The sequence below is a fragment of the Paenibacillus sp. WG02 genome, from assembly GCF_055396115.1.
In genome coordinates this window covers 4706509-4721741 of sequence record NZ_AP036016.1, presented here as the reverse complement: position 1 = coordinate 4721741, position 15233 = coordinate 4706509, and the positions used below count along the sequence as shown (strand labels likewise).

The window sequence follows — 15233 nt, the reverse complement described above, 5'->3', positions numbered from 1 at the left end:
CCGCCTAGAATTAGCGAGATTTCTTCGCTTTTTTACAGTTTTTGTGCTGCGAAATTTTGGGTTGAGTTTGCGTTTGGTAATAGACGTCTACATGTGCTTGTTTGTCCTTCTCTATCGTTTTGAAAGACACCCTAGTAAATTTGGCGAAACGCGTCGGTGTGGTGACATAGTTGCTGTTAGGCTTGATTTTAATGCCGGATGTATCCAAATAGTAATTGATTTCGTCAGGGCTGACTTCAACCTGTATGTCCAAAGTTGCATCCTGACTTAGATTCTGGATCATGTACATGATATTCGTTGAGAGAGAGGTATCCTGTGGTGGCAGATAAAGAAATTCATTACCTACCGTTAGTCCTTTAAAACTCTGCTCAATGAATTCAAGCGTCTTCACCGGAATGGCTTTAATTTTATGGCATTTTGTTGATTTTTTCTTGCGATGTTTATGTTTTGTATGTTTTTTGCAGTGTTTTCTCTTTCTGGGAGGACAGTGCAGCTTTTTTTTTGTTGAGCCATGTTTTTTTCGTTTAATCGGGCATTTTGTTACTGACTTACTGATTGAAGTTTTAACTTTTGTCTCGACATGCTTACTTTCTTCCGATAAATGAATGACGCTGCCATTGAAAGACCTAGCTAAGGAATGGTTAGTCCGCAGCGTATTACGTATCATCATGGTATCTACCCTTATTTTCTTCATAAACCGCGTCTTACCTTTATTTGTAAATGGGATATAGGCTATTTTTTTCATTTTCTTCCGAATGGCAGGTTCATTCAAACCTTATCTCACCGCCTTCATAAACTTATTGCATTGTATGTAGGTGAATGGAGAGATTGATTATGCGAAAACCCATTATCTTGCTTTATTGGGCGAAAAACGGTACAGGACAATAAAGAGTTGAATAAAATGCACCATATTGGCCCGAATGTGAGGAAGTCTTAATGAGAGCGTTAGTCACAGGTGCAACAGGTTTTGTTGGTTATCATCTGGCCAAGACCTTGCTTGCCATGGGTTATGAGGTGCATATTTTCACCCGGAATCAATCGAACAGATGGAGGATTCGGCATTTGGACGGTTTGGTGACGGAACATCGCGTAGACTTATGCTGTTTCTCTGACGTAGAGCAGGCTGTACTTCGTATAAAGCCGAATGTGGTTGGCCATTGTGCAACTTACGGCGGTTTTTCATTTCAAAATCATGCGGATTCAATCATCCATACCAATTTATTGGGTACTATGAACTTACTCCGTGCATGTGAAATAACGGGCTTTCAAACTTTTATCCATACAGGCAGTTCTTCGGAATATGGGATGAAGCAGCAACCAATGATGGAAACAGATGTCCTCGAACCAGTAAGTGATTATGGGGTATCCAAAGCGGCAGCAGCCTTATACTGTAGGGCGCAAGCACTTCGAAAGAACCTTCCGATCGTGATCTTACGCTTGTTCTCTCCTTTCGGACCGTGGGATGATCCGGCAAGAATGATGTCTTATGTCATCACATCCTTACTGAGAAAAGAAAGGCCGATCATTACCTCGCCAACCTCGGTTCGGGACTATATTCATATCGAGGATGTAATGAAAGCTTATAAATTGGTCATTCAAAGTTCCATAACGCCAGGAGAGATTTATAACATAGGAATGGGCAAACAAACATCGGTTAAAGAGATCGTTGCTTACATTCGTGAAATCATAGGGACCACTGTGGATCCAATATGGGCAGATGCGCATACGCCTTTACATGAATCAACCACATGGACTGCCAATATCAACAAAGCCAAGCATGAATTACTGTGGCTGCCTACCACCTCTGTCTATGATGGAATTTCAGATACCGTGAAATGGTTTGAGCAGCAGATCCGCGACGATCCTTGAGCTAAAGGTGGTACGCATAAAATGAAGCTTTCGGATTATGTCATTGATTTTATTGTCCGACGGGGCGTTTCACATGTATTCGAAATGGTTGGTGGAGCGATTACACACCTACTAGATTCAACCTACGATAGAACGGATATTCATTGCGTCTCTGTCCATCATGAACAAGCAGCAGCCTTTGCCGCAGAGGGATATGCCAGAACGAATGGCAAACTGGGTGTAGCCATGGCAACGAGCGGGCCAGGAGCTTTGAATTTAATCACCGGTATCGGTTCTTGCTATTTTGATTCGGTTCCTACTTTATTTATTACGGGTCAAGTCAATACCTACGAGTATAAGTTCGATAAGCCTCTTCGTCAGATTGGTTTTCAGGAAACGGATATTGTAAGCATTGTTAAGCCTATAACGAAATATGCGGAGCTAGTCGTAGATCCGACTATGATACGTTATCACTTAGAGAAGGCGTTATACCTAGCGCAGTCAGGGAGACCCGCCGGTGCTGCTCGATATTCCGATGAATATTCAAAGAGCGGAGATTGAACCGGAAGAGCTTGAAGGCTTTTCCAGTAATGAGATCAGTGAGCCGGGCGGCATGCAGGAGTGGAAAGATCAAACATTTGAAGAGATCATCTTACTCCTCCAAAAAGCCGAACGACCGCTTATTCTTGTCGGTGGGGGCGTTCGAACAGCAGGTGCTCAGGGGGAATTACTCAATTTTGTCAAGAATACGGGAATTCCAGTCGTATCATCGCTCATGGGGCTTGATGCTATTTCACATGATAACCCCACCTTCTTCGGGTTAATTGGCTCTTATGGCAACCGTTATAGCAATTTGGCGCTTGCCAATTGTGATCTGCTGTTCGTATTGGGCTCTAGATTGGATACGAGACAAACGGGAAGCAGACCCGATACCTTTGCCCGGGCGGCGAAAATCATTCACGTCGATATCGATAAGAGTGAACTGAATGCGAAAGTGCGGGCGGATATTGCGCTTCATGGAAATGTGAGGCATTTCCTTCATAGATTGAACGAGTTGGCTCCAGATTTCGCGACATTAGATTTATCCAAATGGTATGACATCATCAAAGGGTATCGCGACCGATATCCTTCATCTTCTCCGAGTATAGATAGCCGATTTATGGACCCGAACCAATTCATGCAGGTGCTGTCCAAACACTGTGGGCCGAACCAGATCATCTGTCTGGATGTCGGTCAGCATCAAATGTGGGCGAACCAATCGTTTCAAATCAAGCAAGGACAGCGGTTATTGAATGCAGGCGGTATGGGGGCCATGGGATTCGCTTTGCCTGCTGCCATTGGTGCTGCGAAAGCCAATCCTGGTCAGCAGACAATCGTCATAGCGGGAGATGGGGGCATACAGGTCAACATTCAGGAATTGGAAACGATTAAAAATCACAAGCTTCCGATTAAAATATTCGTCATGAATAATTACAACCTGGGAATGGTGCGACAATTTCAAGACGTTTATTTCCAAGGCAGGCAGCAATCTTCTCTCATCGGATACAGTTGTCCTGATCTTATTAAAATTGCCAAGGCCTATGGCATTCGAACGTACCAAATCCCCAATCTGGATCACGCTGAAGAAATGATTAGGAAAGCTCTTGCTTACAAAGGTCCGGTACTCGTCCATATTCCTTTGGATCCTCATTCCGTTGTTCAACCCAAGCTTGTAGTTAATAAACCGATTGAGGATATGTCGCCGCAATTAGATCGCGATGTGCTGCAAAAGGAGATGCTGATCGATCTGATAGAGGATTGAAGATAATTATTACGATGAGTAGACTTCCAACGAAAGCACGAAGGGGTGGAGCTCGTGTTGAAAGCAGTTGTTTTAGCGGGAGGAAACGGTATTCGACTTTGGCCCAAAAGCAGATCAGATTTGCCTAAGCAATTCATGCCATTTCTTGGCGGTAAATCGATGTTCCAACGAACATTGGACCGATTAACGGCTTTTTTGCCGACCAAAGATATTTATGTTGTGACTTTAGATCAATATGCGACATTCGTCAAAGATCAGTCCAATCTTCCGCCAGAGCAGCTAATCCTTGAACCGGAAGCCAGAAATACCGCTGCGTGCATAGGGCTTGCTGGCACTCATTTTCTTCGTCATAATCAAGATCCCGTTCTCATTACAATGCCAGCTGACCATTATATCGAAGGTGACGATGAATTCCGTGAAGCCGTGAATAAAGCTTATTTTCAGGCTCGGAAGGAAGCGTGCGTCGTGACGCTAGGCATTAAACCAACAAGACCGGAAACGGCTTATGGATATATTAAAATACGCGAAAACACCCTCGAAGATATTTTCCAAGTAGAAGAATTCACCGAAAAGCCCGATGTGATTACAGCACAAAACTGGGTAAGCAAGCCCCAATATTATTGGAACAGCGGGATTATGGCCTGGCGAGCCTCCTATATCGAATCACTCATTGCCGCACATTTGCCGCAGCTCGCTCAAGGCTTAACAGCAATCAAAGCGGTAAGTAGGACAGAGCAGAGTACCATTCATTTGGAAAAGGTAAAACAACAGATATACAAGGAACTTCCAAGTATTTCAATTGATTACGGGATTCTAGAAAAGCTTCCTGTTACTTATTTAATCCCGGTCAAGTTTCAATGGGATGACCTAGGGAGTTGGTCAGCGCTGGATAGATGGATACCTCGCGACGAACAGTCAAACGTAATCGTAGGCGATCACAAGCTGCTGCAAACAAAGGAATGCACCATATATAGTGAACGGACATTTGTTGGAACGATAGGGGTGGAGCAGCTCATTATTGTCGTTACGGATGATGCTGTTCTTGTTTGTCATAAGGACAACGAGCAGGAAATAAAGAGCATGCTGGAGCATTTTAAACAACATGAATGAAGGAGATCTCCTTATGGCGCAATCGGCTAAAGAGCTGAGGGATCAAATTTTGGAGTTAACTAGGCAATACTACAACCTTACTTGGGTCAAAAGGGAGTTCCGACCGAACCAAGATCATGTTCCAGTCTCTGGAAAGGTCTTTGACGATGATGAACTCGTTCATCTGCTTGATTCATCGCTTGACTTTGATCTGACATCAGGGCGGTATGCCCACCGATTTGAGGCTGAATTTGCTCGCTTTATGGGGACTCGCTATGCTGTTTTAACAAATTCTGGATCGAGTGCGAACCTGCTTGCGCTTTCCTCCCTCACTTCTCCGCAATTAGGGAATAGACAGCTTAAACCCGGAGATGAAGTGATTGCGGTAGCGGCAGGTTTCCCGACCACAGTGAATCCAATCCTGCAAAACGGGCTGGTTCCTGTTTTTTTGGACGTAAACATGACGACTTACAATATAGATACAGCTCTTCTAGAGTCGGCAGTGAGTAGTCGCACTAAGGCAATTATGATTGCCCACACATTAGGTAACCCCTTTGATCTGGATGAGGTCGTGCGCATTGCGCGTAAATATCATTTATGGCTCATTGAGGATACCTGTGATGCCGTAGGCTCGGAATATCGCGGGAAACCGGCGGGTTCCTTCGGAGATTTGGCAACGGTCAGCTTCTATCCAGCTCACCATATTACGATGGGAGAGGGGGGAGCTGTGCTCACCTCAAATCCGCTGCTTAGAAAGCTAGTCGAGTCGTTTCGGGATTGGGGACGGGATTGCTGGTGTGAACCCGGGAAAGACAACACTTGCGGCAAAAGGTTTGATTGGAAACTGGGAGAACTCCCGCACGGTTATGATCATAAATATACGTATAGCCATATTGGCTACAATTTAAAGCTGACCGATATGCAGGCTGCAATTGGTGTAGCGCAATTAAAGAAGCTTCCTCTTTTTATTCAGCAGCGCAAACACAACTTTCACTATTTGCGAGAGGGACTAGAGCTTCTGCAGGATGTGCTGATGCTGCTGGAACCGACGCCTAACAGTGAACCGAGTTGGTTCGGCTTTCCGATTACAGTACGGCCAGAATCTCCGCTAACGAGAAATCAATTGGTTGCTTTTTTGGAATCGCACCGCATCGCGACACGCCTGCTTTTTGCAGGAAATCTTCTGCATCAACCTGCTTACCAGCATGTGAATTACCGTATCGTTGGCGAACTGACGAATACGGATCGCATCATGCATGATACGTTTTGGATTGGCATATACCCAGGTTTAACCGAAGAAATGCTGAAGTATGTTATCGAGATTTTTTATCAGGCGTTCGAAAGGGAGAAGTCTGGATGAAAGTGGTCATATTAGCAGGGGGACTCGGTACGCGGATTAGTGAAGAGACACAGATTAAGCCGAAGCCAATGGTGGAAATCGGATCCCAGCCCATTCTATGGCACATTATGAAAATGTATTCCGCATATGGGTTCAATGACTTTATTATTTGTCTGGGTTATATGGGACGGAGCATTGTCGAATATTTCAACCACTATGTATTCAATCATTCCGATATTACTTTCGATTTGAAGCAAAATCAGCGAATTATTCATAATAACGCCATTGAGCCCTGGAAAGTTACGTTGGTTCATACAGGGAAGGAAACGATGACGGGGGGAAGAGTCAAGCGGATTCAACCCTATATCGGGAATGAAACGTTCATGCTTACTTATGGTGACGGCGTGGCCGATATTGATATTTCCGAACTGCTCCGCTTTCATCGTGAGCATGGTAAATTAGCAACGGTGACGGCGACACAACCGCTCGGCCGATTTGGATCATTAAATCTTTCGCAAGATAACCGCGTTAAAGGGTTCAGGGAGAAACCAAGGGGAGACGGTTCATGGATCAGCGGCGGTTTTTTTGTCATGGAGCCGGAAATTTTCAACTATTTGGAAGGGGATTATACGGTACTGGAAAAAGAGCCATTGGAAAAATTGGTAAAGGATGAACAAATGATGGCTTTTAAGCATTCAGGATTTTGGCATCCTATGGATACAATGCGGGATAAAAATATACTAGAGGACATATGGAAATCTGGGAAAGCTCCATGGAAAATGTGGGAATAATTTAGATGCCTAGAGACTAAGGGGATTGGGACATGGTGAACACGGCATTCTGGAAGGGCAAAAAAGTAATTGTCACAGGTCATACGGGTTTCAAGGGAGCATGGTTAACGTTGTGGCTTGCTCACTTGGGCGCTGAAGTTTATGGGTATGCTACTAAACCGCCAACAAATCCAAGTTTTTACGAAGTCTGTCAAGTAGAGAGCCGGCTTGCTGGTGTAACTTATAACGATATTCGAAACCTTGATGCCATATGTTTTGCTGTGCGATCTGCTCAACCGGACATTGTTATTCACATGGCTGCTCAGCCGATTGTCAGGAAATCGTACGTAAATCCCCTCGAAACCTATGAAATCAACGTCCTTGGTACTCTTCATTTATTGGAAGCTGTTCGCTGCGCCATTGCTGAAGGATGTTCAATAAAGGCAGTGATTAATGTTACTACTGACAAATGCTATGACAATAAAGAATGGGATTGGGCTTATCGAGAAAATGATGATCTTGGCGGTCGAGACCCGTATTCTAATAGTAAAGCATGCTCCGAACTGTTAACGGCAGCTTATCGAGCATCTTTTTTTGCTGGGGAAAAAGGGGTGGCAGTAGCATCCGCAAGGGCGGGAAATGTCATCGGCGGAGGGGACTGGGCGGAAGACCGTCTGATTCCTGACTGCATGGCAGCTATGATCAAAGGCGAATCGATAAACATTCGGAATCCCTCGTTCATACGCCCGTGGCAGCATGTTTTGGAACCGTTAGGCGGATACTTGCTGCTTGGGGAAAAGCTCGTTACAGTTGGGAAAACGTATGCTGAAGCGTGGAATTTCGGCCCTGATGAAGCAGAAGTTTACTCGGTTGAACAGGTGGTTGAAATGCTTTGCGCCAAATGGGGCGCTGAAGCAACGTATCAAACTGAGCTCCCTGCGGACCATCTGCATGAAGCACATATGCTGCGGCTGGACTGCTCGAAAGCCAAGCTGCGCTTAGGTTGGAAGCCTCAGTGGAATATCAGCGAGACGTTGGATAAAGTGGTAGAATGGACTCAAAGTTGGATGAACAATGAGGATATGGTCAAAACTTCTATCAAGCAAATCCATGCCTATATGGGGGAGTAAACATGATCTGGACATTAGCTTGCTCGAAGAACTTTACGAATGAAGAAGATTGCTTTAAGGATCCTTTTCAAAATGAGCGGCGTTATGAGCAGCGATTCCCTGCATTGGCTGCCTCGTTATCGAATATGATTCAAGGATATGAGCGATGTCCCGAATCAGCCTTAGAAATTATTTCTTTTTTAGAGAAACACACGCCTATCAACTCTTTCATGAAGAAATTGATTACAGAATTTGCGCAGGATCTCATTATCAAAAGATCATATATCGCAACATACATTGCGGATTAGGAGTCTCAATTCAACATGTGGTCCATATCCTTTTTGTAAGATATTGTTCTTACGAAAGGATGGTTACATTGTTATATTCGCCTCATTTGATTACACATAGAATCATGCCGGAAAATCAAGAATTCCCCATGCTGTCACTGTCCAGTCGAATTACGCCGGAACATCTGTTTTATAGACGAAACCATTTTCCATATCCAAATGTGGATATGCGCTTTTGGAGACTTTCAATCGAGGGGTGTGTAAACAAACCACTTTATTTTCGGTACGATAATCTCTTGAACATGCCTCAAGTTACACTGCCCGTAACGCTCGAATGTGTTGGAGATAAGAGATCGTTTTTTCAACCGAAAACTCGCGGCGAGCAGTGGGGACTTGGGGCTATTAGTCATGCGGTTTGGACAGGGGTTCGTCTTCAAGATTTATTGCATGCAGCCGATGTTCAAGGGAATGCACGTGAAGTAACGTTTGAGGGCATGGATAAGGGAGCTCGAACAGATATGCCAGGTGTATTTTCCTATAAAAGAAGTTTATCTCTCGAGCACGCACTGCATCTCGATACGATTGTAGCCCTATACATGAATGGCAAACCGCTGCCCTACCGTCACGGTTATCCAGCTAGATTGATTGTTCCAGGATGGTATGGAATGGCATCAGTCAAATGGCTTCACCGTATCGTCGTCATAGAGGAACCCTTTCAAGGACCTTTCCAAGTCGTAGATTATGTGCTGGCTCGAAACCCAATATCACCATCCTCCCCCGAACCGATTACAACCATTCGTCTCAATTCGACCATTGCGGGGCCAGTAGATCAGGAGGTATTGGCGAGAGGGGAGAATTGGATATGGGGAATTGCGATATCTGGCAATGCCCCAGTCATACAAGTAGAGATAAGTCTTGACAATGGAAACAGCTGGCTAGTTGCATCTTGGATGGAACAACAAGAAGCTTATTCTTGGAGACGTTGGTGCTGGAAATGGACGGTTACTGTACCCGGAACCTACGACATTAAAGTCAGAGCCAAGGATGCAGCAGGCAACGTTCAAAGCGAAATGGCAGATTGGAATGTAAACGGTTATGGCTATAGTGCGATTCAACATATACGTGTTTATATTGACTGATCATTTGTATTTGATTTAATACGGGCTTTTGTGCTTCAACACCTTTAAAAGCAGTGCGTTCCTCGTCAGAGGGCGTGCTGCTTTTGTTGTATGCAAAGCTTACCCTTTTTTATTTGATCGCTCCTGAATAAGCGCGTTTTCCGCGCTTACTTATTGCACACCTCTAAACTGCCGTATATGTACATACAAGTTGGGCAAATGATATAATACGGTCAGAATCAATAACCTGAGGTGAATCATGAAAGAAAAGCAAATGCCAAAATACTTACAGTTGAAACAGGAAATCCTATCGTGGCTTCATACCGGGAAGTTAAAACCGAATGATCAAATGCCATCGGAAAATGAAATAGCCGAGCAATTTCAGATGAGCCGTCAAACGGTTCGTCAGACCTTCGGCGAGTTAGAGCAAGAAGGCTGGCTGTATCGGATGCAAGGGAAAGGGACATTCGTTTCCACTCCCCAAACGCAAAAGAGTCGGGATGTGCAAACAATAGGTATTCTGACAACCTATATCTCTGATTATATTTTTCCCCACATCGTAAGAGGAGCGGAGTCTACCCTGCGTGCAAGAGGGTACAGACTGCTCTTGTCATCCACAGACAATGATAAGGAAAAAGAGAAGGAAAGTCTCGACATGATGATGAGTCAACCATTAAGCGGCCTTATCATTGAACCGACCAAGAGCGCGGAGGGTAATCCGAATTTAAGCTATTACCTTGCCTTAGACTATCAACATATTCCATATTTGATGATAAATGAGCGGTATCCGGAGATGAATTGTCCTTCTCTGGTCGTGGATGATGAAGAGGGCGGATTCAAGGCTGCTCAGCATTTAATTGAGCTTGGGCATCGCCGCATTGCTGGGTTCTTTAAGACGGATGACTTGCAAGGGGTTAATCGGTTGAAAGGGTTTATTCGTGCTCATCATCACTATGAAATCCCACTGCTGCCGGAATTCGTCATTCACTATTCGACGGAGGAGAAGAGACGCAAACCCTACGAAAGCGCACAAGCGATGTTAGGTCAAGCGGATGAGCGGCCAACGGCTTTCGTTTGCTACAATGATGAGATCGCTATTCATCTGCTTGAAGCTGTACGTACAACTGGTCTGCAAGTGCCTCAGGATATCTCTCTAGTCGGTTTTGATGACTCTTCGTTAGCGACCGCAACAGAAGTCAAGCTGACGACACTTTCGCATCCCAAAACGGAAATGGGCGCGGATGCAGCTGAGATATTGATCGATATGATACAGAATAAACGAGGCAATGGAAGTAAAACGGGGAAAGTCTACACGCCAGAATTAATCGTCAGAGAGTCAACCATCCGAATTGAATTGTCTTAAAAATTCATCTAGCCAACTTGTACGTACAAGTGATATACTGAATGTAGAAACAGCTGAAATTTGAAGGAGGCTATCCATGTCTAAAAGATATGCGATTGGTGTTGACTATGGAACGGAATCTGGCCGTGCCGTACTGGTCGACTTGAGTGATGGAACTGAGGTTGCCGATCACGTAACGCCATACCCGCACAACGTGATTGATGAGAAACTGCCCGTATCTGGGATCAAGCTTGCGTATGATTGGGCTCTGCAGCATCCCCAAGACTATATCGATGTATTGACCCAGTCTGTTCCAGCGGTTGTGCAGGCATCCGGTGTGAATCCTGCCGACATTATCGGACTTGGTATTGATTTCACGGCATGTACGATGCTCCCGATTGATAAAGAGGGCCAGCCGCTTTGCTTCAATCCGCTGCTAACGAATAATCCACACAGTTGGGTGAAGCTATGGAAGCATCATGCGGCTCAAGATGAGGCGAACCTGATTAACGAGATCGCGGAAAGCAGGGGAGAATCGTTCCTGCCTCGTTACGGCGGCAAAATCTCTTCCGAATGGATGATTGCAAAGGTTTGGCAAATTTTAAACGAAGCTCCTGATATTTACGATCAAACGGATCGTTTCTTGGAAGCAGCAGATTGGGTCGTCTCGCAAATGACGGGTCAATCGGATATTGTCCGAAACAGCTGTACCGCGGGCTATAAGTCCATTTGGCATAAGAAAGATGGCTATCCGAGTAAAGCTTTCTTTCAGGCTCTCGATCCTCGTCTTGAAAATTTGACAGAAACCAAGCTTCGCGGTGATGTCGTTCCACTGGGCACCAAAGCTGGTGAATTAACGGAAACGATGGCTAAAAGGATGGGTTTGAAAGCTGGAACAGCCATTGCCGTTGGTAATGTAGATGCTCATGCTGCTGTACCGGGTGTCGGTGTTGTTACACCAGGTAAATTGGTCATGGCGATGGGAACTTCTATTTGTCACATGCTGCTCGGGACAGAAGAGAAAGAAGTGGAAGGAATGTGCGGCGTCGTAGAAGACGGCATCATTCCTGGATATATGGGCTATGAAGCTGGTCAGTCGGCGGTTGGAGATATTTTTGCGTGGTATGTAGAGCAGGGGGTACCTGCTTATGTGCAAGCTGCGGCTGAGCAAGAAGGAACAAATGTGCATGAATGGCTGGAACGTCATGCATCCGCTTACAAACCGGGAGAAACGGGCTTGCTTGCCTTGGATTGGTGGAATGGAAATCGGTCTGTACTCGTGGACACAGAATTAAACGGCCTTATTTTAGGATATTCACTCTTAACAAAGCCAGAGGAAATTTATCGCACGTTATTGGAAACTACGGCGTTCGGAACTCGTAAAATTGTTGACGCCTTCCACAATAACGGCGTAGAAGTGCAAGAATTATACGCTTGCGGCGGATTACCGCAAAAAAACCGCCTGCTCATGCAAATCTATGCCGATGTAACGAATCGTGAGATCAAAATCGCGGATTCCAAACAAACACCAGCGCTAGGAGCAGCGATGTTCGGGGCTGTTGCAGCAGGTGCAGCCAATGGCGGTTATGATAATATCGTTGACGCTGCGCACAAAATGGCTCGTGTTCGGAAAGAAACGTTCAAGCCAATCGCAGAGAATGTAGCTGTCTATGAGCAGCTTTATCAGGAGTACAGCAAGCTGCATGATTATTTCGGACGCGGAGAGAATGACGTGATGAAGAAGCTTCGTTCTATTCGTGAGGAAGCTCGTCATTAGTTCGGATTCTTTCATTCCCAACCAACCAAGGAGGCTATTTGCCATGAACCCTTTTTCAGAGAAAGTATTTTGGTTCGTCACCGGAAGTCAGCATTTGTATGGACCAGAGACACTGCTGCAAGTGGAAGAGCATTCCAAACAAATTACAGAAGGGATAGACCGTGATTCGTCAATTCCAAGTAGACTTATTTTCAAACCTGTACTGACAACACCAGATGCCATCCGCAGGCTCTGCCTGGATGCCAATGCAGATGACAATTGCGCAGGAATCATTACCTGGATGCATACGTTTTCGCCAGCCAAAATGTGGATTGCTGGTCTCGCTGAGTATCGCAAACCATTGCTACACTTACATACCCAGTTCAATCGGGATATCCCATGGGAAACGATTGATATGGACTTCATGAACCTGAATCAAGCGGCGCATGGCGACCGCGAGTATGGTTTTATTGGTGCACGTATGGGTATTTCCCGTAAAGTGGTTGTTGGTTATTGGGAAGATCCAGCAGTACTTAGCCGCATTGCTGGTTGGATGCGTACAGCGGTTGCTTTCATAGAAGGACGTAGTCTGAAAGTGGCTCGGTTTGGCGATAACATGCGTCAAGTAGCGGTGACCGAAGGCGATAAAGTGGAAGCGCAAATTAAATTTGGTTGGTCCATCAATGGCTACGGGGTTGGCGATCTTGTGCAGCGCGTAGGAGACATCTCTGAAGCCGAGGTTGATCAGTTAATGGATGAATACAATGAAGTCTATGATATCACGGCAGAAAGCCGCTCGGCAGGTCCAGTGCATGAAGCGATTCGCGAGCAAGCTCGCATTGAGCTTGGATTGAAGGGATTCTTGCAAGAAGGCGGCTTTGGGGCATTCACGACAACTTTCGAGGATTTGCACGGGTTGAAGCAACTTCCAGGACTTGCTGTTCAGCGTTTGATGGGGCAGGGATACGGCTTCGGAGGTGAGGGCGACTGGAAAACGGCAGCGTTGACGCGTGTAATGAAGATCATTGCAGACAACAAAGGGACATCCTTCATGGAGGATTACACTTACCATATGGAGCCAGGGCAAGAGCTTGTGCTTGGCGCACATATGTTAGAAATTTGTCCGACAATTGCAGCTACGCGTCCCAAGATTGAGGTTCATCCGCTTGGTATCGGCGGTAAAGCGGATCCTGCGCGCCTCGTTTTCGACGGTGCTTCAGGGGCAGCTCTGAATGCATCGCTGATCGATATGGGGAACCGATTCCGTTTGCTGATTAACGAAGTGGACGCTGTTCAGCCAGTCAAAGCTATGCCTAAATTGCCTGTAGCTCGTGTGCTTTGGAAGCCGCAACCATCGCTGCGAGATTCCGCAGAAGCTTGGATTTATGCTGGCGGCGCGCATCACACAGTATTTTCTTACAACGTAAGTACGGAGCAATTAGTAGATTGGGCAGAATTAGCGGGAGTCGAAGTTGTGATTATCAATAAGAACACCTCGCTGCTGCAGTTCCGAAACGAGCTCCGTTGGAGTGAAATTGCGTGGAAACATTAAACGAAAGCAGCTGTTTTTAATAAAATGTGAAACCGTTCTTCCTTTTTGAGGGGAACGGTTTTCTCATTCGTGCCTTTCCGAAAGTCACATTTATCATTGTATGCGTTATTTTCATCCATTGACTTCCATGATTCACATGCTTTAGAGTAAATTCATAAGAGTCTGTCCAAATTTTAAAGGCACAGCTATGTAGGAGGTTAACGCGAAATGACGACGAAAGCGTTTGAAGGAACATTCCAAGGAGAGAAAGCCGTTTGGTTACAAGCTGGCCGTTATGAAGCAGCTGTATTACCGGAAATTGGCGCTAATCTAATTGCTTTTAGAGATACTGAAAAAGAATATCGCTTTTTGCGTGAGCCTGCCATGGAAGAGATGGAAACGTTTAAAGCACGTCCAATCGTGCACGGGATTCCGGTATTATTTCCACCCAATCGGTATGAGGACGGGAAGTTTCCTTGGCAAGGCAAAGTGTATGAATTTCCGATCAATGAACCGAAAACGGGAAATCACCTACACGGTTTTGTACACAATATTCCATGGGCTGTTGAGAAATTTAGTGCGGATGAAACGGAGAGTCGTGTTACCTTAGCTTTGCGCGTAAGAGAAGGGCATTCGGTATATACGTTTTTACCACATGAATTCACGATACGCTTGACTTACACGTTGAATGCTTACGGTTTGCATCAGCATATTTCAGTACATAATGAAGGCAAAGAGGCTATGCCTTGCTTGATAGCGTATCACACGACGATCAATGCCCCTTTTGCGCCGAACAGTCAGGCTTCTGATTATGGGTTCAAGTTGACGATCGGCAACCGCTGGAAAATGAGTGAAAGAATGCTGCCGACCGGTGAGTTTCAGCCATTGTCAGCTGACGAAGAAAAGATGAAAGTAGGCGGTTTGTCGCCGTTCTTTGAATCCATGGATAATCATTATACAACCTCGCCGCAAAATGGCCGCAACTATATGGAGTTGACAGATTCACGTGAAGGTATCAAACTTGTTTATGATGTAGGGACTTCCTACAAACAGTGGATGATCTGGAATAATGGCGCTTCAGAAGGGTTTTTCTGCCCAGAGCCGCAAATGAATCTGGTGAATGCACCGAACGTTGATCTCCCAGCTGAACAAATTGGTCTGGTTTCGTTGGAGCCAGGCGAAATTTGGGAAGAAACAGGACGTCTTTATACGATTGAATTGAATAAATAATAGGATTAAAAGG

At 45.3% G+C, this 15233-nt stretch carries 14 protein-coding genes; 13 read left to right on the top strand and 1 reads right to left on the bottom strand.

Annotation, left to right across the window (positions count from 1 at the left end; all coding sequences use genetic code 11):
• Nucleotides 1–10: 10 nt before the first annotated feature.
• Complete coding sequence (locus ACBP55_RS21400) at nucleotides 11–745, bottom strand: DUF6385 domain-containing protein (RefSeq protein WP_464644817.1); 735 nt, start codon at nucleotides 743–745, stop codon at nucleotides 11–13.
• Between the two features lie 191 nt (nucleotides 746–936).
• On the opposite strand from ACBP55_RS21400, the gene ACBP55_RS21395 reads away from it, so the two are divergent.
• The 13 genes from ACBP55_RS21395 (at nucleotide 937) to ACBP55_RS21335 (ending at nucleotide 15220) form a co-directional block, all read left to right on the top strand.
• Nucleotides 937–1869: an NAD-dependent epimerase/dehydratase family protein gene (locus ACBP55_RS21395; RefSeq protein WP_464644815.1), complete on the top strand. Its 933-nt coding sequence runs from the start codon at nucleotides 937–939 to the stop codon at nucleotides 1867–1869.
• Between the two features lie 21 nt (nucleotides 1870–1890).
• Nucleotides 1891–2409, top strand: a complete 519-nt coding sequence (locus ACBP55_RS21390) for a thiamine pyrophosphate-binding protein (RefSeq protein WP_464644813.1) — start codon at nucleotides 1891–1893, stop codon at nucleotides 2407–2409.
• Nucleotides 2366–3649 (top strand): thiamine pyrophosphate-binding protein, encoded by a 1284-nt coding sequence (locus tag ACBP55_RS21385; RefSeq protein ID WP_464644812.1) that lies wholly within the window; start codon nucleotides 2366–2368, stop codon nucleotides 3647–3649. The genes ACBP55_RS21390 and ACBP55_RS21385 overlap by 44 nt, the downstream gene beginning before the upstream one ends.
• A 57-nt stretch (nucleotides 3650–3706) precedes the next feature.
• A complete protein-coding gene (locus ACBP55_RS21380) occupies nucleotides 3707–4759 on the top strand; it encodes a mannose-1-phosphate guanylyltransferase (protein WP_464644811.1) in 1053 nt (350 codons plus the stop codon).
• 13 nt (nucleotides 4760–4772) lie between these two features.
• A complete protein-coding gene (gene rfbH, locus ACBP55_RS21375; RefSeq protein ID WP_464644809.1) occupies nucleotides 4773–6098 on the top strand; it encodes a lipopolysaccharide biosynthesis protein RfbH in 1326 nt (441 codons plus the stop codon).
• Entirely contained in the window at nucleotides 6095–6868 is a 774-nt protein-coding gene (gene rfbF, locus ACBP55_RS21370; protein ID WP_464644807.1) for a glucose-1-phosphate cytidylyltransferase, read from the top strand. Before rfbH ends, rfbF begins: the two co-directional genes overlap by 4 nt.
• A gap of 32 nt (nucleotides 6869–6900) precedes the next feature.
• Nucleotides 6901–7977, top strand: coding sequence for a CDP-glucose 4,6-dehydratase (gene rfbG / locus ACBP55_RS21365; RefSeq protein WP_464644805.1), 1077 nt, complete (start codon nucleotides 6901–6903; stop codon nucleotides 7975–7977).
• Nucleotides 7978–7979: 2 nt separating this feature from the next.
• Nucleotides 7980–8264, top strand: coding sequence for a hypothetical protein (locus tag ACBP55_RS21360; protein ID WP_464644803.1), 285 nt, complete (start codon nucleotides 7980–7982; stop codon nucleotides 8262–8264).
• Nucleotides 8265–8332: 68 nt separating this feature from the next.
• On the top strand, nucleotides 8333–9382 hold the full coding sequence (locus tag ACBP55_RS21355; protein WP_464644801.1) for a sulfite oxidase: 1050 nt from the start codon (nucleotides 8333–8335) through the stop codon (nucleotides 9380–9382).
• Between the two features lie 238 nt (nucleotides 9383–9620).
• Nucleotides 9621–10724: a substrate-binding domain-containing protein gene (locus ACBP55_RS21350; RefSeq protein ID WP_464644799.1), complete on the top strand. Its 1104-nt coding sequence runs from the start codon at nucleotides 9621–9623 to the stop codon at nucleotides 10722–10724.
• A gap of 76 nt (nucleotides 10725–10800) precedes the next feature.
• Nucleotides 10801–12480, top strand: a complete 1680-nt coding sequence (locus tag ACBP55_RS21345) for a ribulokinase (RefSeq protein ID WP_464644797.1) — start codon at nucleotides 10801–10803, stop codon at nucleotides 12478–12480.
• Between the two features lie 43 nt (nucleotides 12481–12523).
• Nucleotides 12524–14011 carry an L-arabinose isomerase gene (gene araA, locus ACBP55_RS21340; RefSeq protein ID WP_464644795.1) on the top strand — a complete coding sequence of 496 codons (1488 nt, stop codon included), beginning with the start codon at nucleotides 12524–12526 and terminating at the stop codon, nucleotides 14009–14011.
• Between the two features lie 207 nt (nucleotides 14012–14218).
• Nucleotides 14219–15220, top strand: coding sequence for an aldose epimerase family protein (locus ACBP55_RS21335; RefSeq protein WP_464644793.1), 1002 nt, complete (start codon nucleotides 14219–14221; stop codon nucleotides 15218–15220).
• Nucleotides 15221–15233 lie beyond the last annotated feature (13 nt).